The organism is Micromonospora sp. NPDC047620 (assembly GCF_043205005.1).
In the GTDB taxonomy this organism is placed as follows: domain Bacteria; phylum Actinomycetota; class Actinomycetes; order Mycobacteriales; family Micromonosporaceae; genus Micromonospora.
Map to the genome: position 1 here is coordinate 205431 of NZ_JBIDDG010000002.1, position 23450 is coordinate 228880.

Sequence of the window (23450 nt, forward strand, 5' to 3'; positions counted from 1 at the left end):
GTCACAGCGGCTCGGGCCGGGCGGGGCGCTCGGTGCCGCGCAGCCAGTCGTCGAAGAGGTCGTCGAGCTTCTTGCCCGAGACCCGCTCGGCCAGCGCGACGAACTCGGCCGTGGTGGCGTTGCCGTCCCGCTTCTGCGCCGCCCACGTCCTCAGGATCTCGAAGAACGCCTTGTCGCCGACAGCCACCCGCAGCGCGTGCACGGTCATCCCGCCGCGCTGGTAGACCGACTCGCCGAACAGGTTCGCCACCCCCGGCTCGCCGGGCGGCGTCCGCCAGACCTGGCCGGACGAGCCGGCGTACCGGTCGTCGAACGCCTGCTGGGCGGTGCGCCCGCCGTCGTGCTCGGCCCAGAGCCACTCGGCGTACGTGGCGAGCCCCTCGTTGAGCCAGATGTCCTGCCACCTCGCCAGCGACACGCTGTTGCCGAACCACTGGTGGGCCAGCTCGTGCGCGACCACCCCGGTGTTCTCGCCGCCGCGGAAGAAGCCCGCCGAGTAGACCGGGCGGCTCTGCGTCTCCAGGGCGTACCGGATCCGGGCGTCGGAGATCACCACGCCGCCGTACGCCCCGAACGGGTACGGCCCGAAGACGCTCTCCAGATAGTCGGCCACCTCGACCGTGTCGGCGATCGACCGGTCCGCCGCGCCCTCCGGCAGGTCGGTGGTGACCGCGTGGAACACCGGCCGTCCCTTGTGCTCGCCCTCCGTGATCCGGAACTTTCCGATCACGACGGTGCTGAGATAGCTCGCCATCGGGCTGCGCTCGGCCCACTTCCAGGTGGTCCAGTCACCGGCCGTGCTCCTTCCCGCCGGCACGCCGTTGCTGACCGCCGTCAGTCCCTTCGGGACGGTGATCTCGAAGTCGTAGGTGGCCTTGTCCGAGGGGTGGTCGTTGACCGGGAACCAGGTGCTCGCCGACTCGGGCTGGCCGAGCGCGATGGCGCCGTCGGCGGTGTGCAGGAAGCCCCCGACGCCGAGGAGGTCGCTGCGCAGCGGCTCCGGCTCGCCCTCGTACGCGATCTCGGCGACGAAGCCGTTGCCCGCGACCAGGCCGCTGGCCGGCGTGACCACCAGCTCGTCGTCCTTGCGGCTGTGCTTCGCCGGGGCGCCGTCCACCGTCACCGACCGCACGGTCAGCCCGGCCAGGTCCAGGTTGAACGCCGACAGGTCCTTCGTCGCCGCCGCCTGGAGGGTGGTGGTGCCGGTGAGCCGGTCCCGCTCCGGCTCGTAGCGGACCTTCACCGTGTAGCGGCTGACGTCGTACCCGCCGTTGCCGTAGGTCGGGAAGTACTCGTCGCCGACGCCGGCCGCCCCGGGCTTGAACTGGCGGGCCGCGCTCGGCGAGGCGGTGGTCGTGGCCGGGGCCGGTTCGTCGGCCGACCCGCACCCGGTCAACCCGAGCGCCCCGATCAGCAGCAGGCCGGTGCCCGCGCGCAGAACCCGCCGCGACAGCGTCATCGCCTCGTCCCTTCCCCTGTGCCGCCGGCTGCCCCACCGGCGACCCCGTGCCGGACCCGCGCCAGGCCGGTCCGGCGGCAGCCTACCGAGCGGCCCTGGAAGCCGCGTCAGGGCAGGGCGGGGGCGGACCGGCCGACGAGCCAGGCGTCGAAGAGCTGGCGCAGGGGCTTCCCGGAGACCCGTTCGGCCAGGGCGACCAGGTCCTCGGTGGTGGCGTTGCCGCCCCGCCGCTCGGCCGTCCAGGTGCGCAGGATGCGGAAGAACGCGTCGTCGCCGACCGTGCGGCGCAGCGCGTGCACGGTGAGCGCCCCGCGCTTGTAGACGGTCGTGCCGAACAGCCCCGACCGTCCGGGGTCGACGACCCGGCGGGACCAGTCGGTGGCGGCGTACTCCAGTTCGAAGGTGCGCTGCGCGCTGCGACCGCCGTCGTGCTCCTCCCACAGCCACTCCGCGTAGCTGGCGAAGCCCTCGTTGAGCCAGATGTCGCTCCACCGGGTCAGCGTCACGCTGTTGCCGAACCACTGGTGGGCCAGCTCGTGCGCGACCACCGCGAGGTTGGGGCGACCGCTGCGGAAGAAGCCGGGCCCGTAGACCGGTCGGGACTGGGTCTCGAGCGCGTAGCCGACCCGGGCGTCGGTGACCACGACCCCGCCGTAGGCGTCGAACGGGTACGGCCCGAACCGGCTGGCCAGGAAGTCGGCGATCTCGCCGGTACGGGCGAGCGAGGCGGCCTCGGGGCCGGTGGCCGGCAGGTGCGCCGGCACGGCGGTGACCATCGGCTTGCCGGCGTGCGTGCCGGTCTGCACCCGGTAGTCGCCGATCACCAGCGTGGTGAGGTAGCTGGCCATCAGCGCCGGCTCGGCCCACCGCCAGGTGGTCCAGCCGTCAGCGCTCGTCCTCTCCCCCGGCACCCCGTTGCTCAGCGCGGCCAGCCCGTCCGGGACGGTCACCTCGATGTCGTACGTGGCCTTGTCCGACGGGTGGTCGTTGACCGGGAACCAGGTGGCCGCCGACCAGGGCTGCCCGAGCGCGATCGCGCCGTCGGCGGTGTGCAGGAACCCGCCGGTGCCGAGCTGCCCGTCGGCCTTCGCGGTCGGCACTCCCGAGTAGTCCACCTCGACCGCGAACTGCCGGCCCTGCGGGAGCTCGTGGCGCGGGGTCACCACCAGCTCGTCGCCGTCGCGCCGGTGCTCGGCGCGGGTGCCGCCCATCGTGACCGCGGCGACGTCGAGGCCGGCGAGGTCGAGAGTGAACCGGGACAGCCCGTGCACCGCCGTCGCCACGACCTTCGCCCGCCCGGTCAACCGGTCGGCCGCCGGGTCGTACCGGACCGCCAGGCGGTAGTGCGAGACGTCGTACCCGCCGTTGCCGGCGCCCGGCACGTACGGGTCGGCGAGGTCGACGCTGCCCGGGCGCAGACCGTCGCGCCCGCCCCGCCGGTCGGCGGCATCGGTGGTGCAGGCGACCAGCAGCGCGAGCGCCGCCGCCACGGCGACGAGCGTCGGGCGGATCCGGTCGGGAGTACGACGCACCGGCCGAGCCTATCGGCGCGACCGGTGCGTGCGGTGCTTCTTCGTGCGGTCAGCGGTCGAGGACCAGGCCGACCTTCTGGAACTCCTTGAGGTCGCGGTAGCCGCACTTGGCCATCGCCCGGCGCAGCCCGCCGAAGAGGTTGAGCTGGCCGTCCGGCTCGTCCGCCGGGCCGAAGAGCAGCTGCTCCATCGGCCCCAGCGGCTCGCCGGCCACCTCGAACGCGCCCCGGGGCAGGGACGGGTGGCTGGCAGCGGAGTGCCACCAGGCGCCGCCGGCCGGCGCCTCCGCGCAGAGCGACAGCGGCTCGCCGAGCATCACCGCGTCCGCGCCGCAGCCGAGGGCCTTCGCGATGTCGCCCGAGGTCTGGATGTCGCCGTCGGCGATCAGGTGCACGTACCGGCCGCCGGTCTCGTCGAGGTAGTCCCGGCGGGCCGCGGCGGCGTCGGCGATCGCGGTCGCCATCGGCACCCGGATGCCGAGCACGGAGTCCGTGGTCGACCAGTCGTCGCCGCCGATGCCGACGATCACACCGGCCGCGCCGGTGCGCATCAGGTGCAGCGCCGTCTTGTAGTCCGTGCAGCCGCCGACGATGACCGGGAGGTCCAGGTCGGCGATGAACTCCTTGAGGTTCAGCGGCTCCTCGGTGGTGGAGACGTGCTCGGCCGAGACGATGGTGCCCTGGATGACCAGGATGTCCACGCCGGCGTCGAGGATCACCGGGGCCAGCGCCAGGGTGTGCTGCGGGCTGACCCGGACGGCCACCGTCCCGCCGCCGGCGCGCAGCTCACGGACCCGCTCGGCGATCAGGTCGGGGCGGATCGGCTCCGCGTACACCTCCTGGAGCCGCTTGGTGGCACGGGCGTCCTCGCCCAGCGCGGACAGCTCCTCCAGGACCTTCGTCGGGTTCTCGTAGCGGGTCCACAGGCCCTCGACGTTGAGCACGCCGAGGCCGCCGAGCTGGCCGAGCCGGACGGCGGACGCCGGGCTCATCGTCGCGTCGGAGGGGTGCCCGACGCAGGGGATGCCGAACTGGTACGCGTCGAGCTGCCAGGCGGTGGAGACGTCGTCGACGTCCCGCGTCCGGCGGCTCGGCACGACGGCGATGTCGTCCAGGTGGTAGCCGCGCTGCGCGGTCTTGCCCAGCCCGATCTCGACCACGTCACGCATGGGGGACTCCAGTTGTCACAGGGGGGATGGTCAGCGGGAGTGGTAGTTGGGCGCCTCGACCGTCATCTGGATGTCGTGCGGGTGGCTCTCCTTGAGCCCGGCCGCCGTGATCCGGATGAGCTGACCGCGGCGGTGCAGCTCGGGGATGCTCTCCGCGCCGACGTATCCCATCGCGGCGCGCAGCCCGCCGATGAGCTGGTGGGCGACGGCGGACAGCGGGCCGCGGTAGGGCACCTGGCCCTCGACGCCCTCGGGGACCAGCTTGTCCTCGGCGAGCACGTCCTGCTGGAAGTAGCGGTCCTTCGAGTAGGACTTGGCCTGGCCGCGGGACTGCATCGCGCCGAGCGAGCCCATGCCCCGGTACGCCTTGTACTGCTTGCCGTTGATGAAGATCAGCTCGCCGGGGCTCTCCTCGCAGCCGGCCAGCAGGCTGCCGAGCATCACCGTGTCGGCGCCCGCGACCAGCGCCTTGGCGATGTCGCCCGAGTACTGGATGCCGCCGTCGCCGATCACGGGGACGCCGGCCGGCCGCGCGGCGCGGGCGGCCTCCATGATCGCGGTGATCTGCGGTACGCCGACCCCGGCGACGATCCGGGTGGTGCAGATGGCACCCGGGCCGACCCCGACCTTCACGCCGTCGGCGCCCGCGTCGACCAGCGCCTTCGCGCCGGCGTACGTGGCCACGTTGCCGCCCACGATGTCGATCGTGACGTCCTTCTTGAGCTGGCGGACCATGTCCAGCACCGCCCGCTGGTGGCCGTGCGCGGTGTCCACGATCAGCACGTCGACGCCCGCGTCGACCAGCGCCCGTGCCCGCTTGTACGCGTCGTCGCCCACCCCGACGGCGGCGGCGACCCGCAGCCGGCCGGCGTCGTCCTTGGTGGCGTTCGGGTACTGCTCGCTCTTGGTGAAGTCCTTGACCGTGATCAGCCCGCGCAGCCGGCCCGACTCGTCGACGATCGGCAGCTTCTCGACCTTGTGCTGGCGCAGCAGGCCCAGGGCGTCGTCCTTGCTCACCCCGACCGGGGCGGTGACCAGCGGGGTGCGGGTCATGATCTCGCGGACCGGGGTGGCCGGGTCGGAGACGAAGCGCATGTCGCGGTTGGTGACGATGCCGACCAGCTGGCCCTCGCCGTCCACCACCGGCACGCCGGAGATGCGGTAGCGCCCGCAGAGCGCGTCGACGTCCCGCAGGGTGTCGTTGGGGCTGGCGGTCACCGGGTTGGTGATCATGCCGGACTCGGAGCGCTTGACCAGGTCGACCTGGAGGGCCTGGTCCTCCAGGGAGAGGTTGCGGTGCAGCACGCCGATGCCGCCCTGGCGGGCCATCGCGATCGCCATCCGCGCCTCGGTCACCGTGTCCATCGCGCTGGAGAGCAGCGGGACGCTCAGGTTGATGTTGCGGGTCAGCTTCGTCACCGTGTTGACCCGGCTGGGCACCACGTCCGACTCGCCCGGCTGGAGCAGCACGTCGTCGAAGGTCAGGCCGAGCGGGACCACCCGGGCCGAGCCGGCGGGCAACTCCGGCAGGTGGCCGCCCAGCTCGCCGCTGTCGGCGGCGGTCGGCAGATCGGTGCTGGGCGAAATTTCCACGATTGCTCCCCTGAGCTGCTCGGACGGGCTTCAGCGAGGTGGCGCGGGCGGGCGCCGGCGCACGCCGGGTGACTGCGCGTCGTCCCATCGTACCCACTGACCTGGGCCGCCCCCGCCGGTGGCGGCGCAGGTCACCGACGGCCCGGGGGCGGACGCGGCCCCGGCGTTGGGTCTACGGTGAGGGGGTGCACGACGAGCCCATCGACCCCTTCAACGGCGACCCGGCCGACCCGGCCGCCGGTCTGCACGATCCGGGCGACGACGCCCCGCTCGACCCGCTGACCGACGTCGAGCGGCAGGACGTGCTGGAGGACCTCGCCGACCTGGAGATCTACCAGGCGCTGCTGGCGCCGATCGGGGTGCGCGGGCTGGTCATCGAGTGCGAGGACTGCCGGGAGCCGCACTACTTCGACTGGGACCTGCTCCGGGGCAACCTGCGTCACCTGCTCAGCTCCGGGCGGCCCCGGGTGCACGAGCCGGCCTACGACCCCGACCCGGACCACTACGTCACCTGGGACTACGCCCGGGGCTACGCGGACGGCGTGCACGACACCCTGACCGAGGGCTCGGACGAGGAGCCCGGCACGGAGAGCTGAGGCACGGCCGCCGCGGGGGCACCGGCCGCCGGCCACACCCGGCAGCTCGCCGGCCCGGCGCCGCGCGCTCGGCACCGAGCGGCAGCCGGCGGCCGCGCTCGCCAGCCCACCGGCCAGGCGCGCCGGGCTCAGCCCACCGGCCCGGCATTCCGGGCTCAGCCCACGGCCCGGCATTCCGGGCACAGGCCTCCGGCCCGGCATTCCGGGCTCAGGCCTCCGGCCCGGCATTCCGGGCTCAGGCCACCAGCCCGGCCCGGAAGCCGGCGGCCACGGCGTGCGCGCGGTCCCGGGCGCCGAGCTTGCGGAACAGCCGGCGGGCGTGGGTCTTCACCGTGTCCTCCGAGACGAACAGTTCGCGGCCGATCTCGGCGTTGCTCTTGCCCTCCGCCATGCCGAGCAGCACCTGGAGCTCACGCTCGGTCAGCCCGATCTGGGACCGGCCGCCGCGCGCGCCGGACGCGCCGCGCTGCCCCGCGGGCACCGGCTCCGCCGGCTCACCGGCCGGGTCGGCCGGGTCGGCGGGGTCGTCGCCGCGTTGCGCCGGCACCACGGTCGGCGCGCCGCCCGCGCCGTCTGCGGACGGGGTCGACCAGGCGGGGCCCGGGTCGGCCGGCGGCCGGCCGGCCGGGGTGGCGCGGGCGGGCCCGCCGACCGCCGCGGTGTCCCGCGCCGGGTCGGTGATCCGGCTCCGGGTCGCCCGGCCGGGGGCGACGAGCAGCAGCAGGGCCTTGGCCACCGCGCTGGTCAGGTCGTGGTCCGCGCCCTGGATCAGGCCCCGGGCGCCGGCGCTGATGGTGGCGGCGGCCGCCTCCGACTCCTCGGTGCCGAGCAGCAGCACGGAGGCCTGCGGCGCGCGGGCGAGCACCCGGCGCACGAAGCCCGCGCTGTCCGGCCGGGTGAGGGCCGTGTCCGCCAGCACCACGTCGGCCGGACGCTCGGCCAGACGCAACATCACCTCGGGATCGGAGACGGCGGTCCGCACGACGGCGGACAGCCCGAGCCGGGCCGCCGCGGACGTCAGATGCTGCGCCGCAAGCGGTGTCCGAACGCACACGAGAACCGTACGCACAGTGGTCTCCTCTCCGCCCACGAGCAGACCATGACCGAGTCCGGTCGCGGGGAGGTTCCCGGCAATCATCCGAACTTTTCCGACAAGTAGGGCATATGCCGCTAGTTGTCCAAGGTTTTCGATCACAGAAGTGTGAGCCGGGGAAAGCTCGGGTAGGGAGCATCCAGGCCGGAAACGGCGCGCCTGCGCGGACCGCCGCCCGGACGCCGGTTCACATGGATCTCCGCGGTGCCGCGCGGGAGGAGGGGTGCTGATGTCGAACGTACGTAGACTGCCCGGACCCATCGTCGATCTCTGGGACTGGCAGCGGCTCGGTGCCTGCCGGGGCCGGGACAGCGCACAGTTCTTCCACCCCGACGGCGAGCGCGGCTCGTCGCGCCTGCGCCGCGAGTCCGGCGCCAAGGCCGTCTGCCGCACCTGCCCCGTCCGGGCCGAGTGCGCCGCGCACGCCCTCACCGTCCGGGAGCCGTACGGCGTGTGGGGCGGCTTCAGCGAGTCCGAGCGGCTGCGGCTGCTCGCCGTCGGCTGGGAGGACCTGGCCGACCGTCGGCAGACCCGGGTCGACATCGCCCGCCTGGAGGCTCGCCTGGGCCGGCCGCACAAGTCGACCGTCCCGGCCCAGCGCAGGATCGCCTGAGCCCGGCCACCCGAGGACCACACCGACGCCGCGCCCCCGCCCGGGGCGCGGCGTCGCGCCGTCCCAGGCCCACGGGCGGCGCGCCGCCGGCGGAAAGGCGTCGGGGCGCACCGTCACGCGGACGGTGCGCCCCGACGAGGCGTACGGCGAGGGTCAGAAGCCCGGGCCGTGCTGGTGGCCGTGACCGTGGCCGTGGCCGTGACCACCGGCGGCGGCCGGCTCGGCCTTCTCCGGCTTCTCCACCACGAGGCTCTCCGTGGTGAGCAGCAGGCCGGCGATCGACGCGGCGTTGCTGACCGCGTTGCGGGTCACCTTCACCGGGTCGAGGATGCCGGACTTCGCCAGGTCGACGTACTCGCCGCTGGCGGCGTCGAGGCCGTGGCCCCACTCCTTGCCGACGACCTTCTGCACCACGACGTAGCCGTCGTGGCCGGCGTTCTGGGCGATCCAGCGCAGCGGCTCGACCAGCGCCTTGCGCACGATCGAGACGCCGACCTTCTCGTCACCGGTGAAGCCGAGGTCGTCGTCCAGCGCCGGCAGGATCTGCGCCAGGGCGGCGCCGCCGCCCGGGACGGTGCCCTCCTCGACCGCGGCCTTGGTCGCGGCGATCGCGTCCTCGATGCGGTGCTTGCGCTCCTTCATCTCGACCTCGGTCGCGGCGCCGACCTTGATGACCGCGATGCCGCCGGACAGCTTGGCCAGCCGCTCGGCGAGCTTCTCCCGGTCCCAGTCGGAGTCGGAGGCCTCGATCTCCTTGCGGATCTGGGCCACCCGGTCCGCGACCTCGCTCGCCTGGCCGCCGCCGTCGACGATCGTGGTGTTCTCCTTGTCGACCACCACGCGGCGGGCGCTGCCGAGCACCTCCAGGCCCACCTGGTCGAGCTTGTAGCCCAGCTCCGGGGCGACCAGCTCGGCGCCGGTGAGGATCGCCATGTCCTGGAGCATCGCCTTGCGGCGGTCGCCGAAGCCGGGGGCCTTGACCGCGCAGACCTTGAGGGTCTTGCGGATCGAGTTGACCACCAGGGTGGACAGCGCCTGGCCCTCGACGTCCTCGGCGATGATCAGCAGCGGCTTGCTGTCCTGGAGGACCTTCTCCAGCAGCGGCAGCAGCTCCTCGATCGCCGAGATCTTCTGGGTGGTGATCAGGATGTACGGGTCCTCCAGGACCGACTCCTGCCCCTCCACGTCGGTGACGAAGTTCGGCGAGATGAAGCCCTTGTCGAACTGGAGGCCCTCGGTGACGTCCAGCTCGGTGGTGAGCGCGGAGCCCTCCTCGACGGTGATGACACCGTCGCGGCCGACCCTCTCCATCGCCTCGGCGATCAGCTCGCCGATGGTGGCGTCCTGCGCGGAGATGGTCGCGACGTGCGCGATCGACTTCTTGTCGGCGACCTCGACCGCGCGGCCGAGCAGCGCCTCGGAGACCTTGGCGGCCGCCGCGTCGATGCCCCGCTTGAGGCCGGTCGGGTTGGCGCCGGCGGCCACGTTGCGCAGGCCCTCGCGGACCATCGCCTGGGCCAGCACGGTGGCGGTGGTGGTCCCGTCGCCGGCGACGTCGTTGGTCTTGGTCGCCACCTCCTTGACCAGCTGCGCGCCGAGGTTCTCGTACGGGTTGGTGAGCTCGATCTCCTTGGCGATGGTCACGCCGTCGTTGGTGATCGTGGGCGCACCGAATTTCTTGTCCAGGACGACGTTGCGCCCGCGCGGGCCGAGGGTCACCTTGACCGCGTCCGCGAGGGCGTTGACACCGTGCTCGAGCAGGTGCCGGGCGTCGTCCGAGAAGCTCAGGATCTTCGCCATGAATGTCCCTTCGAAGCGACGCTGCCCCGGCCCGGCGAGCCGGACCGGGGCAACGACACTGATCGGTTGCTTACTTCTCGATGACCGCGAGGACGTCGCGGGCGGAGAGCACCAGGTACTCCTCGCCGGCGTACTTGACCTCGGTGCCGCCGTACTTCGAGTAGATGACGGTGTCGCCGACCTTGACGTCAACCGGGATCCGGTTGCCCTTGTCGTCGACGCGGCCCGGGCCGACAGCGAGGACGGTGCCCTCCTGCGGCTTCTCCTTGGCGGTGTCGGGGATCACGATGCCCGACGCCGTGGTGGTCTCAGCCTCGTTCGCCTGGACCAGGATCCGGTCCTCGAGCGGCTTGATCGCAACCTTGGTCGCGGTAGTCACGGGCATACCCTCCTGGGGTACTGGTTTCGTTACCGGCCGGCGAGCCGACCAGCGTCAATCTGCCACATGCCACCGGGCGGGGCCGTCGTCGCGGGTGCCGGTCCGCCTGGCGTTCAGCGCCCAGGCCTGACGGCCCGGAAGCTGGCACCCTCGGGGTGAGAGTGCTAATCGCAGGTTATTCCTCGGCTAGCACTCCGTCAAGGAGAGTGCCAACCCGCCGGGCGGCGCGTCGGGCCGGGCGGCCAGAATGACCGCGTGGACCTCGACCAGTTCGCCGCCCTGCGTACGCCCGAGGGGTCGGTCGCGCTCGACGCGGCCGCGCGGGTGGCCGGCGGCGACCCGCTGGCCGCGGCGGCGGCGCTCCGCTCGGCCGGGATGCCGCCCGCGCTGGCGGCGGCCGCACTCACCCAGGCCGAGCTGCGCCGCCGGGCGGTCGGCAAGTTCGGGCCGGCGGCGGCGGGGATGTTCCTGACCCGGGCCGGACTGGAGCAGGCCACCCGCGGCGCCGTCGCGGCGCGGCGCGCGCGCCGGCTGCGCGCCGCCGGCGTGCGCACCCTGGCCGACCTCGGGTGCGGCCTCGGCGCGGACGCGCTCGCCGCCGCCCGGGCCGGTATCCGGGTGTACGGGGTGGAGGCCGACCCGTTGACCGCCGCGATGGCCGCCGCCAACGCGGAGGCGGCCGGGCTGGCCGAGCTGTTCACGGTGGAGTGCGGCGACGCCACGGCGTTCGACGTCAGCCGGGTCGACGGGGTGTTCTGCGACCCGGCGCGGCGGAAGGCGGGCACCGGGCGGCGGGTCTTCGACCCGAACGCCTACTCCCCGCCCTGGGACTTCGTCGTCGGCCTGGCCGCGCGGGTGCCGTACACGGTGGTGAAGGTGGCGCCCGGGATCGACCACGCGCTGATCCCCGCGGGCGCCGAGGCGGAGTGGGTGAGCGCGGACGGCGACCTGGTCGAGGCGGCGCTGTGGTGCGGCCGGCTCGCCGAGGTCCCCCGCCGGGCCACCCTGCTGCGCGGTGCCGCCGCGCACGCGCTGACCGGCTCCGGCGACGCCGAGGCGCCGGTCGGGCCGATCCGTCGCTTCCTGTACGACCCGGACCCGGCGGTGGTCCGCGCGCACCTGGTCGCGGAGCTGGCCGGTGCCCTCGGCGCGACGCTGGCCGACCCGAGCATCGCCTACCTCTACGCGGACGCCCCGGCGGCGACCCCGTTCGCCCGCCGCCTGGAGGTCACCGACGTGCTGCCGTTCTCGCTGAAGCGGCTGCGGGCGCTGCTGCGGGAGCGTCGGGTCGGGCGGGTGGAGATCCTCAAGCGCGGCTCCGCGCTGGAGCCGGAGAAGCTGCGGCGGGACCTGCGGCTGGCCGGCGACGAGGCGGCCAGCCTGGTGCTGACCCGGGTGGCCGGCGCGCCGACGGTGCTGGTCTGCCGCCCGGCCGGGTAGCCGGCCTTATCGGCTCGCGGGTCACCCGGACCCGGGTTAGCTTGACGGTCATGGCGGGACAGGGCACTCCGGCGACCGCGCTGCTGACGAAGCGGAAGATCGCCCACAGCACGCATCCGTACGACGTCTCCCCCGACGCGCCGAACTACGGCGCGCTGGTCGCGACGGCGCTGGGGGTGCCGCCGGAGCGGGTGTTCAAGTCGCTGGTCGCCGAGGTCGACGGCGCGCTGACCGTGGCGGTCGTGCCGGTCACCGGCGAGCTGGACCTCAAGGCGCTCGCCGCGGCGGTCGGCGGCAAGCGGGCCGCCATGGCCGACCGGGCGGTGGCCGAACGGGCCACCGGCTACGTGCGCGGCGGGATCAGCCCGCTCGGCCAGCGCCGGCGGCTGCCCACGGTGCTCGACTCGTCGGCGCTCGACCATGCCACCGTCTACGTCTCGGCGGGCCGGCGCGGCCTCCAGCTCCAGCTCGCCCCGCAGGATCTGGTCGCCCTCACCGGGGCGGCCACGGCCCCGCTGTCCGCCCGCTGAGCTGCGCCGCCCCCGGAGTCGACGAGAGAGCTCCCGTGCGGGGCGACGGCCGGGTGACAGGGACGTTGCTGAATTGTTACTGCCGACAACAAACTCGCCACCTCGGCACTCTTGTGCCCGCGGTGTGACGCAGAATACGTTGCCGGACACAACAAACCAGCATCATCCCCCACCCCCGAAAGGACCCTGCACATGCGCAAGGGCTTCCTCACCCTCGCCGCCGTGGGCCTGCTCGCCACCGGCGGCATGACCGCCTGCGGCGACGACTCCGGCAGCGGTGACCAGGCCGGCGGCAGCGACAAGGCCCCGAAGATCGGCGTGATCCTGCCGGACAGCAAGTCCTCCGCCCGCTGGGAGGGCGCGGACCGCAAGTTCCTGGAGGAGGCGTTCAAGGCGGCCGGTGTCCAGTACGACATCCAGAACGCCCAGGGCGACAAGAACGCGTTCCAGACCATCGCCGACCAGATGATCACCAACGGCGTGACCGCCCTGATGATCGTCAACCTGGACTCCGGCACCGGCAAGGCCGTGCTCGACAAGGCCAAGTCCCAGGGCGTGGCGACGATCGACTACGACCGGCTCACCCTGGGCGGCTCGGCCACCTACTACGTCAGCTTCGACAACGAGGCCGTCGGCAAGCTCCAGGGCGAGGGCCTCAGCAAGTGCCTCACCGACAAGGGCGCCAAGAACCCGGTCGTGGCCTACCTCAACGGCGCCCCGACCGACAACAACGCGACCCTGTTCAAGAACGGGTACGACTCGGTGCTCAAGCCGAAGTTCGACTCGAAGGAATACACCAAGGGCCCGGACCAGAACGTCCCGGAGTGGGACAACGCCCAGGCCGCCACCATCTTCGAGCAGATGCTCACCCAGACCCGCGGCAAGATCGACGGCGTGCTCGCGGCCAACGACGGCCTCGGCAACGCGGCCATCTCGGTGCTGAAGAAGAACAAGCTCAACGGCAAGATCCCGGTGACCGGCCAGGACGCCACCCCGCAGGGACTGCAACACATCCTCGCCGGCGACCAGTGCATGACCGTGTACAAGGCGGTCAAGCAGGAGGCCGACGCCGCCGCGGAGCTGGCCATCGCGGTGGCCAAGGGTGTGAAGAAGGACACCGGCCAGACGGTCAAGGACCCGGAGGGTGGCCGGGACGTCCCGGCCGTGCTGTTGACCCCGAAGGCGATCTACAAGGAGAACGTCAAGGACGTCATCGCCGACGGCTACGTCACCAAGGACGAGGTCTGCGCCGGGACGTACGCCAAGCTCTGCGCCGACGCCGGCATCAGCTGACCCGTACCCGATCCACGCGTACGCCGCCCGGCACGGCCGCCCTGTGCCGGGCGGCGGCTCGCGCCGGCGGGACCCGAGACCTCCCCTCCGTCTGAAGGAGACCCCCGTGTCCGCAACCCCCCTGCTGGAACTACGCGGGATCGACAAGAGCTTCGGTCCCGTCCAGGTCCTGCGCGACGTCGCCTTCGCCGCCCACCCGGGCGAGGTGACCGCGCTGGTCGGCGACAACGGCGCCGGCAAGTCGACCCTGGTCAAGTGCATCAGCGGCATCCATCCCACCGACGCCGGCCAGTTCCTCTTCGACGGCCGGCCGGTGACCATCAACAGCCCCCGCGACGCCGCCGCGCTCGGCATCGAGGTCGTCTACCAGGACCTCGCGCTCTGCGACAACCTCGACATCGTGCAGAACATGTTCCTCGGCCGGGAGAAGCGCAGCGGCATCGTGCTCGACGAGCCGACCATGGAGCAGATGGCCGCCGACACCCTCGCCGGGCTGAGCGTACGGACCGTCAAGTCGCTGCGGCAGCACGTCTCCAGCCTCTCGGGGGGCCAGCGCCAGACCGTCGCGATCGCCAAGGCCGTGCTCTGGAACAGCAGGCTCGTCATCCTCGACGAGCCGACCGCCGCGCTCGGCGTCGCGCAGACCGCCCAGGTGCTCGAACTGGTCCGCCGGCTCGCCGACAACGGGCTGGCCGTGGTGCTCATCTCGCACAACATGAACGACGTCTTCGCCGTCTCCGACCGGATCGCCGCGCTCTACCTCGGCCAGATGGTCGCCCAGGTGAAGACCACCGACATCACCCACGCGCAGGTGGTCGAGCTGATCACCGCCGGCCGCACCGGCGGGCTCGGGCTCGCCGACCTTGCCAACGGCGGCAACGGCCACGGCGCGGGGCCGGCCGACAGCAACGCAGGAGGCGTCCGATGATCACGACCGTCGTGCGGAAGGGCGGCCCGGCGCCCGGCACCCGACCGCCCACCCTCGGCAGCCACGTCCGCAGCTACGTGAGCCGGGTCCGCGGCGGCGACATCGGCGCGCTACCCGCCGTGCTCGGCCTGGTCGTGCTCTGCACGGTCTTCTCGATCATGCAGCCGTCGTTCCTCACCGCCGGCAACTTCGCCAACCTGTTCACCCAGGGCGCCGCGGTCACGCTGATCGCGATGGGCCTGGTCTTCGTCCTGCTGCTCGGCGAGATCGACCTCTCCGCCGGCTTCGCCAGCGGGGTCTGCGCCGCCATCCTCGCCAACGTCGTCACCGTGCTCGGCCACCCGTGGTACGTGGCCGTGCTCGCCGCGATCGTCACCGGCGTGGTGATCGGCACCGTCCTCGGCTTCCTCGTCGCGAAGATCGGCATCCCGTCCTTCGTGGTGACCCTCGCCGGGTTCCTCGCCTTCCAGGGCATCGTGCTGATGCTGATGGAGGAGGGCACCAACATCTCCGTCCGCGACGAGGTGCTGGTGGCCATCGCCAACCGCAACCTCTCCCCCGTCCTCGGCTGGCTGCTGGCCGCCGTGGCAGTCGCCGGCTACGCGGCCGTGCAGCTGCTCCGGCACCGTACGCGGGCCTTCCGGGGGCTGGTCACCGACCCGATCGCGGTGGTGTTCGCCCGGATCGGCGGGCTGGCGCTCGTCCTCGGGGCGGCGGTCTTCATCCTCAACCTGGAGCGCAGCCGCAACGTCGTGATCAGCTCGCTCAAGGGCGTGCCGATCGTGGTGCCGATCATCGCGGTGCTGCTGGTCTTCTGGACGTTCGTGCTCCAGCGCACCAGCTACGGCCGGCACGTCTACGCGGTGGGCGGCAACAAGGAGGCGGCGCGCCGGGCGGGCATCGACGTCGACCGGATCCGCATCTCGGTCTTCGTGATCTGCTCCTCGATGGCGGCCGTCGGCGGCATCGTCGCCGCCAGCCGGGCCAACTCGGTGGACCCGAACACGGGTGGCAGTAACGTACTGCTCTACGCGGTCGGCGCGGCGGTCATCGGAGGCACCAGCCTCTTCGGCGGCAAGGGCCGGGTGCTCGACGCCGTCCTCGGTGGCGCGGTCGTCGCCGTCATCGACAACGGGATGGGCCTGATGGAATACAGCTCGGGGGTGAAGTACGTGGTCACCGGCGTGGTGCTGCTGCTCGCCGCGAGCGTGGACGCGTTCTCCCGCCGGCGCTCCGCCGCCACCGGCAACCGCTGACCGCGCGGCACAGGAAGTGACGACAGCGATGCGCGCAGGCCCCACCCAGGACGAGATCCGCCGGCAGAACCTGGGCGCGTTGCTGCGGTACGTACACGTCCACGGGGCGACCACCCGTGCGGAACTGACCAGCGCGCTGGGGCTCAACCGCAGCACCATCGGCGCGCTGACCGCCGACCTGGCCGGCGCCGGGCTGGTCAGCGAGGGGACGCCGAAGGAGACCGGCCGGGCCGGGCGACCGTCGCTGGTCGTCCGGCCCGAGTCGGAGCGGGTGCACGCGTACGCGTGCAGCATCGAGGTGGACCGGCTGCGGGCCGCGCGGGTCGGCCTCGGCGGGGCGGTGCTCGACCGCCGGGAGCTGGCCCGGCCCCGGGGTCTGACCGCCGCGGAGGCCGCCCCGCTGCTGGCTGGGGCGGTCAAGGAGATGCAGCAGACCGTGCCGGCCGACGCGGTCTGCGTCGGCGCGGGCGTCGCGGTCTGCGGCATGGTCCGCCGCGACGACGGGCTGGTCCGGCTGGGACCGACCACCGGCTGGGTGGACGAGCCGATCGGCGCGGCGCTCGCCGCCGAACTGGGCTGCGAGGTCCCGATCACGGTCGGCAACGTGGCCGACGTGGCGGCGTTCGCCGAGCACGCGCGCGGCACGGCGGCCGGCTGCGACAACGTCATCTACCTGTACGGGGACGTGGGCGTGGGCGCCGGCATCATCGCCGGCGGTCGCCGGCTCACGGGGCACGGCGGCTACGGCGGCGAGGTCGGGCACATGGTGGTCGTCCCCGACGGCGCACCCTGCGAGTGCGGCTCCCGGGGCTGCTGGGAGACCCAGATCGGCGAGCACGCGCTGCTGCGCGCCGCCGGCCGCACCGACGCGCGGGGCCGGGACGCGCTGCTGGCCGTCTTCGACGCCGCCGACCGCGGCGACGCCCGGGCGCAGACTGCGGTCCGCCAGGCCGGCGACTGGCTCGGCTTCGGGGTGGCCAACCTGGTGAACATCTTCAACCCGGAGATGGTCATCTTCGGCGGCACCATGCGGGACCTCTACCTCGCCGCCGCCGCCCAGGTGCGCAGCCGGCTCAACTCGATCGCCCTGCCGGCCTGCCTGGAGCGCGTCCGGCTGCGCACCCCGAAGCTGGGCGACGACGCGGCGCTGATCGGCGCCGCCGAGCTGGCCTTCGAACGGCTGCTCGCCGACCCGCTCGACGCCGGCTGACCGGTCGGCCCGCCGCCGGCGCCTGCCCGGTGTCACGCCGGGCCGCCGCGGCTCCGGAGCGGCCGGCAGGGTGAGGTCCTCGGCCGGAGAGACGCAGCGTCACCAGGAAGGTCGTACCGGCCCGTACCACTGCCCGTTTACTCGTTCGGCTCGTGTCCCAGCAGCCGGACGCAGCACCACCTCGGGCTCCAGCACCACGTGCGACAGCGGCGGCAGGAACGCCAACAGCGCGCCCATCGTGATGAGCAGGACCGGGGGCGCCACGCCGTACCGCCCGCCGAGGGCGGTGCCGACCAGCACCGTGACGCCCAGCACCACGATGAGTTCGAGACCGCCCACGTCGCTCCCCCGTCACCCGCCGGCCACGCCGCAGTGGCGGGTGCGCGATCGCCTGCCACTGGCAACATCGTGGTACGCCACGCGAACGCGGCACCGCCGAACCGTCGAACGGGTGACGGACGGCGCGACGTCAGGAGCGCGTGACGGACGGCGACGTCAGGGCCGGTGGCGGGCGGTCGGTGTCAGGAGCGGGTGCCGTGCCAGGAGCGCCAGAGGGCCGCGTAGGAACCGCCTGCGGCGACCAGCTCGTCGTGCGGGCCGATCTCGATGATCCGGCCGTCCTCGACCACCGCGACCCGGTCGGCGTCGTGCGCCGAGAAGAGGCGGTGCGCGATGGCGATCACCGTCCGGCCCTGGAGCACGGCCGCGAGGGAGCGCTCCAGATGCCGGGCGGCCCGGGGGTCGATCAGCGAGGTGGCCTCGTCCAGCACCAGCGTGTGCGGGTCGGCCAGCACCAGCCGGGCCAGCGCCAACTGCTGCGCCTGCGCGGGCGACAGCGGGTGCCCACCGGCGCCGACCACCGTGTCGAGCCCGTCCGGCAGCGCGTCGGCCCAGTCCAGCGCGTCGACGGCGGCCAGCGCCGACCGGACGGCCGCCTCGTCGGCGCCCGGCCGGACCATCGCCACGTTGTCCCGCAGCGTGCCGATGAAGACGTGGTGCTCCTGGGTGACCAGCGCGACGTGCGTCCGCAGTTCGGCCAGGGGCAGCTCGTCGAGCCGCTGCCCCGCCACGGTGACCGAGCCGGAACGGGGCGCGTGCACCCCGGCGAGCAGCCGGCCGAGGGTGGACTTTCCGGCGCCCGAGGGGCCGACCATCGCCAGCTTCTCCCCCGGCTCCGGCACCAGGGTCACCCCGTGCAGCACGTCCCGCCCCGTCCGGTACGCGTACCGGACGTCCCGGGCGGCGAGCCGCCGATCGCCCGTCGGCACGTCGGTGCCCGCCCGCGTCGGCGACCCGGCCGTGGTCGGGGCGTCGGCGTCGGCCACCCCGAGCAGGCGCGCCAGCGAGGCGCCGCCGACCTGCAACTCGTCCAGCCAGGAGAGCAGCCGGTCGACCGGGTCGATCAGTTGCTGAACGTAGAGCGTGGCGGCGGTGACCTCGCCGAGGCTCACCCAACCCTTCAGGTGGAACCAGCCGCCGATGATCAGCGTGGCGACCACCGGCACCACGTAGCCGATCTCGGTGACCGGGAAGAACACCGTGCGCAGCCGGAGGGTGTAGCGCTCGGCCGCGTACGACCGGTGGATGTCGGCGTCGGTGCGGGCCCGGCGGCGCGCCTCCTGCCGCAACGCCTCGGTGGTGCGCGAGCCCTCGACGGTCTCGCTGATCCCGTCGGTGATGTCGGAGTAGGCGGCGTTCTCCCGCAGGTAGCCGTCCGGGGCGCGGCGCAGGTACCACCGGGTGCCGGCCCACAGCAGCGGCACCGCGACCAGGCAGGGCACCGCGAGCAGCGGGTTGACCAGGAGCAGCGCGCCGACGATGAAGCAGCCGGTGACGACCGCGATCAGCGTCTCGGGCACCGCGAACCGGACCGTCCGGGACAGCGCGGAGACGTCCCGGGACGTCCGGGTGAGCAGGTCGCCCGTCCCGGCCCGCTCCACGGTGGCCAGCGGCAGCGCCAGGATCCGGTCGACGAACTCCTCGCGCAGCTCGGCCAGCACCCGCTCGCCGAGCCGCGCCGACGCCAGGTGGGCGAACCGCACCAGCACCGACTGCGCCAGCACGAAGCCGGCGATCAGCAACGCGATCCGGTCGACGGTGACGCCCGTCGTGCCCCGGGAGATCCCCTCGACCAGGTCGCCGAGCAGCCACGGCGCGACCAGGCCGGCCGCCGCGGCCAGGGCGTGCAGGCCGAGCGCCACGCCGAGCGCGCGCGGATGCCGGCGCACCAGCGTACGGGCGTAGCGGCGCACCTGGCGCGCGTCGGCGACCGGCAGTGCGGTGGCCATCAGTCCTCCCCCCGGCTGACCGTCGCCCGGTAGCGCGGCTCGCCGTCGAGCAGCGCGGTGTGCGCCCCCTCGGCCACCACCTTGCCGTCCTCCACGAAGATCACATGGTCGGCGCGGTTCAGCACGAGCGGGCTGGTGGTGCAGACCAGGGTGGTCCGGCCGGCCCGAGCCGCGCCGAGCCGCTCGGCGATGCGGGCCTCGGTGTGCGCGTCCACGGCGCTGGTCGGCTCGACCAACAGCAGGGTCTCCGGGTCGGCGACGAGCGCCCGGGCCAGCCGCAGCCGCTGCTGCTGGCCGCCGGAGAACTCCCGCCCCCGCTCGGCCACGGCGCTGGCCAGCCCGTCGGGCAGTGCCTCCACGATGTCCGCCGCGCTCCCCGCCGCCAGCGCCGCCGCGATCGCCGCCTCGTCGGCCCGGTCGTGCGGGTCCAGCTCCGCGCGCAGCGGGCCGGTGAACAGGTGCGCGTTGTTGTCGGCCACCAGGATCCGCTCCCGCACCGTCGCCAGCGGCAGCGCCCGCAGCGGTACGCCGTGCAGCGTCGCGTCCGAGTCGACGTACCGGCCGAGGCGGTCAACGATCGCCGCCGCGTCCTCGGGCGCGGTCGCGGCGAGCGCGGTGAACCGGCCGGGCCGCAGGGTCACGCCCGACTCCACGTCGACCAACTCACCGGGGCCGTCCGGCAGCGCCGCCGGCCGGGGCGGGTCCACGAGTTCCGGGTCGAGCCGCAGCAGCCGCACCACGCGCCGGGCGGCGACGTGCCCCCGGGTCAGCTTGTCCACCGCCTCGGTGAGCTGCCGCAGCGGGCTGACCAGGAACGCGGTGTAGCCGTAGAACGCCACGAGCTGGCCGGCGCTGATCTCGCCACGCAGCGCGAACCGGGCGCCGAGCCAGGTGACCAGCACCAGGAACGCGCCGGGGAGCAGCACCTGCGCCGCCTCCAGCAGCGACTCGACCCGGGCCACCCGGAGGCCGTCGGCGCGCAGCGCCTGGGACCGCGCGCGGTAGCGGGCGGAGAGCATCGGCTCGCCGCCGACGCCACGCAGCACCCGCAGCGCGGAGACGATGTCGCCGGCCCGGGTGGTCAGCGCCCCCTCGGAGTCCCGGTAGGCCTGCTGCTGCCGGTGCAGGGGCCGGATGAGCAGCCCGACCACCGCCATCAGCAGCGGCACGCCGAGCACCACGACCAGCCCGAGCGGCAGGGAGGCGCCGAGCAGGATCACCCCGACGGTCACGATCGCGACGACGGCGCCGGTGCCCCGGGCGGTGATGTCGATCGCCGAGCCGATCTGGTTGATGTCGGCCGTGCCGATGCTCACCACCTCGCCGGCGGCCACCCGGCGCGGCAGCGCGGCGCCGAGCCGGTTGGCCGCGCCCACGGTCAGCTGCACCGTCCGGTACGCCCCGGCGAGGAAGTTGTGCACCGCGCAGCGGTGCCGCAGGATCCCGGCGACCGCCTGGAGCACGCCCAGGCCCAGCAGCACCAGCCCCCAGGTGAGCAGCGCGTCCTCGTCCCCGCGGGTGAGCCCGTCGACGGCCCGGCCGACGGCCGCCGGCACCAGCGCCTGGGCGACCATCCAGACGACGCCGAGCAGGATGCCGACGGTGAACAGCACCTTGTGCCGCCCGGCCAGCCACACCAGGTAGCGGGTCGCCGAGCGGGTGTCGGGTGCGCCGGGGTCGCCGGCCGGTGAGAAACGCATGACCCACCGACGCTAGGCGGGGCATGGGCAGCGCCGCCAACCAATTACCAGTGCGACGTGCCCCGGCTCACGTCGAACGGCGGCGCCCCGACCCACGTCGAACGGCGGCGCGCGCCGGTCAGCGGTCGACCTGGGTGAAGTCCCACGAGTGCGGCGGGCGGGCGAGCAGCATCGCCGGCGGCTCCGGCAGCGGGCGGGGATTGCTGCGCCACTTGGAGATGACCACCACCCGGTGGTCCGTGGAGGAAAACACCTCGCTGGACAGGTGCATCGGGTCGTGCTCGAACTCCGGCAGCGCCGCGTCGCAGACCCAGGTGATCAGGTCGGCGACGCCGTACGGCTCGGCCCGCGCCTCCCACATCCGCACGATCACGTCATCCGTCCCTGAGTTCACACGCTGACGGTGGTCAGCGGCATGGCCGAGTCGGCGGGCAGGTCCAGCCGGCTCGGCGCGACACCCGAGGCGACCAGGTGCGAGCCGAGGGCGGCGACCATCGCGCCGTTGTCCGTGCAGAGCTTCGGTCGGGGCACCCGGACCCGGATGCCGTCCTTGGCGGCGCGGTGCTCGGCCATCGCCCGCAGCCGCGAGTTGGCCGCCACGCCACCGCCGATCACCAGCGTCTCGACACCGTTGGCCCGGCAGGCGTCCAGCGCCTTGCGCACCAGCACGTCGCAGACCGCCTCCTGGAAGGACGCCGCCACGTCGGCGACCGGCACCGGCTCGCCCGCCCGCTGCCGCGCCTCGACCCAGCGGGCCACCGCCGTCTTCAGTCCGGAGAAGGAGAAGTCGTAGCGGTGGGCGGCGAGGTCCTTGGCGGCGGTCAGGCCGCGCGGGAAGCCGATGGCGGCCGGGTCGCCGGCCCGGGCCTCCCGGTCGATGTACGGCCCGCCGGGGAACGGCAGGCCCAGCAGCCGGGCCACCTTGTCGAACGCCTCGCCGGCCGCGTCGTCGATCGTGGCGCCGAGCGGGGTGACGCCCCGGGCCAGGTCGTCGACGAGGAGCAGGGAGGAGTGTCCACCGGAGACCAGCAGGGCGATCGCCGGCTCGGGCAGCGGCCCGTGCTCCAGGGTGTCCACGGCGACGTGCGCGGCCAGGTGGTTGACGCCGTAGACCGGCTTCTCGGCGGCGAGCGCGTAGCCCTTGGCGGCGGCCACCCCGACCAGCAGCGCGCCGGCCAGCCCCGGGCCGGAGGTGACCGCGATCGCGTCGATGTCGGCGAGGGTCACCCCCGCCTCCTTCAGCGCCCGGTCCATGGTCGGCACGATGGCCTCCAGGTGCGCCCGGCTCGCCACCTCGGGCACCACCCCGCCGAACCGGGCGTGCTGCTCGACGCTGGACGCGAGCGCGTCGGCCAGCAGCGTGTGCCCCCGCACGATGCCGACGCCGGTCTCGTCGCAGGACGTCTCGATGCCGAGGACCAGGGGTTCGTCAGTCATCGCCCACCTCCCGGGTGCGCTGCATGACCAGCGCGTCGGTGTTGCTCGGTTGGTAGTAGCCGCGCCGCACGCCGATCGGCTCGAAGCCGTACGCCGCGTAGAGCAGTTGGGCCGGGGCGTTGTCCGCCGCGACCTCCAGCAGGGTGCTGCGGGCCCCGAGCCGGGCCGCCTCGGCGAGCAGCGCCTCCAGCAGCAGCCGGCCGACGCCGCGCCGCTGGGCGTCCCGGCGCACCGCGATGTTCTGCACCCACGCCTCGTCGGGCGGGGCCGCGGTGAGCCCGGCGTAGCCCAGCACGGTGCCGTCATCGTCGGTGGCGACCAGGTAGAAGTGCCCGTTGGCCAGCTCGTTCCAGAACATCGCCGCCGACCACTGCTCGGCGCCGAACAGGTCCGCCTCGATCGGCAGCACCTCGTCGATGTGCCACCACCGGAACCGTTGGAGGCGCACCCCGGTCATGGCAGGACCGGCTTGCGGGCCGTCGCCGCCACGGCGTCCGGCCGGCGCAGGTAGAGCGGGGTGAGCGCCTCGCCGGGGGCCCCGGCCCGGATCCGCTCGGCGGCCAGGGTCGCCAGCACGCCGGCGTCCGGGTAGCGCGGCTCGGCCCGCACGGGCAGGCCCAGGGTGTCCGCGTACCGGTGCGCGCCGTCGCCGACCGCGACCGTGACGGCCAAGCCGCGGGCGCGCTCGGCGGCGACCGCCGGGGCCGACACCTCCGGCCCGGCGATCCGCTGGCCCGCGCCGTCGTAGACCGCCCAGTAGATCTCCCGGCGCCGCGCGTCGCTCGCCGCCAGCACCGGCTCGCCGACGGCCGCCGGGTGGCCGACGGCGTCCAGCGAGCAGACGCCGTACGTCGGCACGCCCAGCACCTGGCCCATGGTGGCGGCGGTGACCAGCCCCACCCGGAGCCCGGTGAACGGGCCGGGGCCGAGCCCGGCGACGATCGCGCCCAGGTCGGCCGGGCGGGCGTCGACGTCGGCGAGCACCGCGTCGACCTGCGGGGCGAGCAGTTCGCCGTGGGCGCGGGCGTCGACCGTGCAGCGGTGCGCCCGGGTCGCGACGCCGTCCGCCGTGACCTCCACCAGCGCCGCCGTCACCGCGGGCGTCGAGCTGTCCACCACCAGTACGAGCACGGTA

General features: G+C 73.9%; 22 protein-coding genes. 8 read left to right on the forward strand and 14 right to left on the reverse strand.

Translation table 11 applies throughout. From position 1 onward, the window contains the following. Window position 1 precedes the first annotated feature (1 nt). The 4 genes from ACGF5C_RS03235 to guaB all read right to left on the reverse strand — a co-directional run bounded on the left by ACGF5C_RS03235 (window position 2) and on the right by guaB (window position 5752). Window positions 2-1459: a M1 family metallopeptidase gene (locus ACGF5C_RS03235; RefSeq protein WP_393296250.1), complete on the reverse strand. Its 1458-nt coding sequence runs from the start codon at window positions 1457-1459 to the stop codon at window positions 2-4. A 107-nt stretch (window positions 1460-1566) separates the two neighbouring features. Next, a complete protein-coding gene (locus ACGF5C_RS03240) occupies window positions 1567-2991 on the reverse strand; it encodes a M1 family metallopeptidase (RefSeq protein ID WP_393296252.1) in 1425 nt (474 codons plus the stop codon). A gap of 49 nt (window positions 2992-3040) precedes the next feature. Then, window positions 3041-4159, reverse strand: a complete 1119-nt coding sequence (locus tag ACGF5C_RS03245) for a GuaB3 family IMP dehydrogenase-related protein (RefSeq protein ID WP_393296254.1) — start codon at window positions 4157-4159, stop codon at window positions 3041-3043. Between the two features lie 30 nt (window positions 4160-4189). Next, a complete protein-coding gene (gene guaB / locus ACGF5C_RS03250) occupies window positions 4190-5752 on the reverse strand; it encodes an IMP dehydrogenase (RefSeq protein ID WP_350704041.1) in 1563 nt (520 codons plus the stop codon). A gap of 185 nt (window positions 5753-5937) precedes the next feature. Between guaB and ACGF5C_RS03255 the strand changes: the two genes are divergently transcribed. After that, window positions 5938-6348 (forward strand): DUF5319 domain-containing protein, encoded by a 411-nt coding sequence (locus ACGF5C_RS03255; protein ID WP_357455387.1) that lies wholly within the window; start codon window positions 5938-5940, stop codon window positions 6346-6348. A 235-nt stretch (window positions 6349-6583) separates the two neighbouring features. Here ACGF5C_RS03255 and ACGF5C_RS03260 read toward each other — a convergent pair whose 3' ends face one another. Then, window positions 6584-7417 (reverse strand): response regulator transcription factor, encoded by an 834-nt coding sequence (locus ACGF5C_RS03260; protein WP_393296256.1) that lies wholly within the window; start codon window positions 7415-7417, stop codon window positions 6584-6586. 253 nt (window positions 7418-7670) lie between these two features. Here ACGF5C_RS03260 and ACGF5C_RS03265 point away from each other — a divergent pair, with 253 nt between their 5' ends. Then, complete coding sequence (locus tag ACGF5C_RS03265) at window positions 7671-8054, forward strand: WhiB family transcriptional regulator (RefSeq protein WP_393296258.1); 384 nt, start codon at window positions 7671-7673, stop codon at window positions 8052-8054. A 153-nt stretch (window positions 8055-8207) separates the two neighbouring features. Here ACGF5C_RS03265 and groL read toward each other — a convergent pair whose 3' ends face one another. Together groL and groES are read right to left on the reverse strand one after the other, a co-directional pair. After that, the gene (gene groL / locus ACGF5C_RS03270; protein WP_393296260.1) at window positions 8208-9854 is read right to left on the reverse strand and encodes a chaperonin GroEL; all 1647 of its coding nucleotides are present in this window, start codon (window positions 9852-9854) and stop codon (window positions 8208-8210) included. Between the two features lie 70 nt (window positions 9855-9924). After that, complete coding sequence (groES, locus tag ACGF5C_RS03275) at window positions 9925-10239, reverse strand: co-chaperone GroES (RefSeq protein WP_089012574.1); 315 nt, start codon at window positions 10237-10239, stop codon at window positions 9925-9927. Window positions 10240-10488: 249 nt separating this feature from the next. Here groES and ACGF5C_RS03280 point away from each other — a divergent pair, with 249 nt between their 5' ends. The 6 genes from ACGF5C_RS03280 to ACGF5C_RS03305 all read left to right on the forward strand — a co-directional run bounded on the left by ACGF5C_RS03280 (window position 10489) and on the right by ACGF5C_RS03305 (window position 16890). After that, on the forward strand, window positions 10489-11673 hold the full coding sequence (locus ACGF5C_RS03280) for a methyltransferase domain-containing protein (protein WP_393296262.1): 1185 nt from the start codon (window positions 10489-10491) through the stop codon (window positions 11671-11673). A 50-nt stretch (window positions 11674-11723) separates the two neighbouring features. Next, the gene (gene ybaK, locus ACGF5C_RS03285; RefSeq protein WP_393296264.1) at window positions 11724-12203 is read left to right on the forward strand and encodes a Cys-tRNA(Pro) deacylase; all 480 of its coding nucleotides are present in this window, start codon (window positions 11724-11726) and stop codon (window positions 12201-12203) included. A 192-nt stretch (window positions 12204-12395) separates the two neighbouring features. Next, window positions 12396-13496 (forward strand): sugar ABC transporter substrate-binding protein, encoded by a 1101-nt coding sequence (locus ACGF5C_RS03290; RefSeq protein WP_393296266.1) that lies wholly within the window; start codon window positions 12396-12398, stop codon window positions 13494-13496. 106 nt (window positions 13497-13602) lie between these two features. Then, window positions 13603-14424 (forward strand): ATP-binding cassette domain-containing protein, encoded by an 822-nt coding sequence (locus ACGF5C_RS03295; RefSeq protein ID WP_357703594.1) that lies wholly within the window; start codon window positions 13603-13605, stop codon window positions 14422-14424. Next, on the forward strand, window positions 14421-15680 hold the full coding sequence (locus ACGF5C_RS03300) for a sugar ABC transporter permease (RefSeq protein WP_393296268.1): 1260 nt from the start codon (window positions 14421-14423) through the stop codon (window positions 15678-15680). The genes ACGF5C_RS03295 and ACGF5C_RS03300 overlap by 4 nt, the downstream gene beginning before the upstream one ends. 28 nt (window positions 15681-15708) lie before the next feature. Continuing rightward, window positions 15709-16890, forward strand: a complete 1182-nt coding sequence (locus ACGF5C_RS03305; protein ID WP_393296270.1) for an ROK family protein — start codon at window positions 15709-15711, stop codon at window positions 16888-16890. Window positions 16891-16989: 99 nt separating this feature from the next. Here ACGF5C_RS03305 and ACGF5C_RS03310 read toward each other — a convergent pair whose 3' ends face one another. The 7 genes from ACGF5C_RS03310 to tsaB all read right to left on the reverse strand — a co-directional run bounded on the left by ACGF5C_RS03310 (window position 16990) and on the right by tsaB (window position 23446). Continuing rightward, window positions 16990-17229 carry a hypothetical protein gene (locus tag ACGF5C_RS03310; protein ID WP_393296272.1) on the reverse strand — a complete coding sequence of 80 codons (240 nt, stop codon included), beginning with the start codon at window positions 17227-17229 and terminating at the stop codon, window positions 16990-16992. Between the two features lie 182 nt (window positions 17230-17411). Beyond that, on the reverse strand, window positions 17412-19178 hold the full coding sequence (locus ACGF5C_RS03315; protein WP_393296274.1) for an ABC transporter ATP-binding protein: 1767 nt from the start codon (window positions 19176-19178) through the stop codon (window positions 17412-17414). Further along, entirely contained in the window at window positions 19178-20878 is a 1701-nt protein-coding gene (locus ACGF5C_RS03320; protein WP_393296276.1) for an ABC transporter transmembrane domain-containing protein, read from the reverse strand. Before ACGF5C_RS03320 ends, ACGF5C_RS03315 begins: the two co-directional genes overlap by 1 nt. A 118-nt stretch (window positions 20879-20996) precedes the next feature. Then, a complete protein-coding gene (locus ACGF5C_RS03325; protein ID WP_357703579.1) occupies window positions 20997-21251 on the reverse strand; it encodes a hypothetical protein in 255 nt (84 codons plus the stop codon). A 17-nt stretch (window positions 21252-21268) separates the two neighbouring features. Next, complete coding sequence (gene tsaD, locus ACGF5C_RS03330; RefSeq protein ID WP_393296278.1) at window positions 21269-22315, reverse strand: tRNA (adenosine(37)-N6)-threonylcarbamoyltransferase complex transferase subunit TsaD; 1047 nt, start codon at window positions 22313-22315, stop codon at window positions 21269-21271. Further along, window positions 22308-22772: a ribosomal protein S18-alanine N-acetyltransferase gene (rimI, locus tag ACGF5C_RS03335; RefSeq protein ID WP_393296280.1), complete on the reverse strand. Its 465-nt coding sequence runs from the start codon at window positions 22770-22772 to the stop codon at window positions 22308-22310. The genes tsaD and rimI overlap by 8 nt, the downstream gene beginning before the upstream one ends. Further along, window positions 22769-23446, reverse strand: a complete 678-nt coding sequence (gene tsaB / locus ACGF5C_RS03340) for a tRNA (adenosine(37)-N6)-threonylcarbamoyltransferase complex dimerization subunit type 1 TsaB (RefSeq protein WP_393296282.1) — start codon at window positions 23444-23446, stop codon at window positions 22769-22771. Before tsaB ends, rimI begins: the two co-directional genes overlap by 4 nt. Between the last annotated feature and the right edge of the window lie 4 nt (window positions 23447-23450).

Excerpts from the sequence above, each read along its gene's own strand:
- groES (WP_089012574.1), bottom strand. The coding sequence starts at position 10,239 with ATGCCCGTGACTACCGCGACCAAGGTTGCGATCAAGCCGCTCGAGGAC.
- ACGF5C_RS03305 (WP_393296270.1), top strand. The coding sequence starts at position 15,709 with ATGCGCGCAGGCCCCACCCAGGACGAGATCCGCCGGCAGAACCTGGGC.
- ybaK (WP_393296264.1), top strand. The coding sequence starts at position 11,724 with ATGGCGGGACAGGGCACTCCGGCGACCGCGCTGCTGACGAAGCGGAAG.
- ACGF5C_RS03315 (WP_393296274.1), bottom strand. The coding sequence starts at position 19,178 with ATGGCCACCGCACTGCCGGTCGCCGACGCGCGCCAGGTGCGCCGCTAC.
- tsaD (WP_393296278.1), bottom strand. The coding sequence starts at position 22,315 with ATGACTGACGAACCCCTGGTCCTCGGCATCGAGACGTCCTGCGACGAG.
- ACGF5C_RS03265 (WP_393296258.1), top strand. The coding sequence starts at position 7,671 with ATGTCGAACGTACGTAGACTGCCCGGACCCATCGTCGATCTCTGGGAC.
- ACGF5C_RS03245 (WP_393296254.1), bottom strand. The coding sequence starts at position 4,159 with ATGCGTGACGTGGTCGAGATCGGGCTGGGCAAGACCGCGCAGCGCGGC.
- rimI (WP_393296280.1), bottom strand. The coding sequence starts at position 22,772 with ATGACCGGGGTGCGCCTCCAACGGTTCCGGTGGTGGCACATCGACGAG.
- ACGF5C_RS03235 (WP_393296250.1), bottom strand. The coding sequence starts at position 1,459 with ATGACGCTGTCGCGGCGGGTTCTGCGCGCGGGCACCGGCCTGCTGCTG.
- ACGF5C_RS03300 (WP_393296268.1), top strand. The coding sequence starts at position 14,421 with ATGATCACGACCGTCGTGCGGAAGGGCGGCCCGGCGCCCGGCACCCGA.
- ACGF5C_RS03290 (WP_393296266.1), top strand. The coding sequence starts at position 12,396 with ATGCGCAAGGGCTTCCTCACCCTCGCCGCCGTGGGCCTGCTCGCCACC.
- ACGF5C_RS03320 (WP_393296276.1), bottom strand. The coding sequence starts at position 20,878 with ATGCGTTTCTCACCGGCCGGCGACCCCGGCGCACCCGACACCCGCTCG.
- groL (WP_393296260.1), bottom strand. The coding sequence starts at position 9,854 with ATGGCGAAGATCCTGAGCTTCTCGGACGACGCCCGGCACCTGCTCGAG.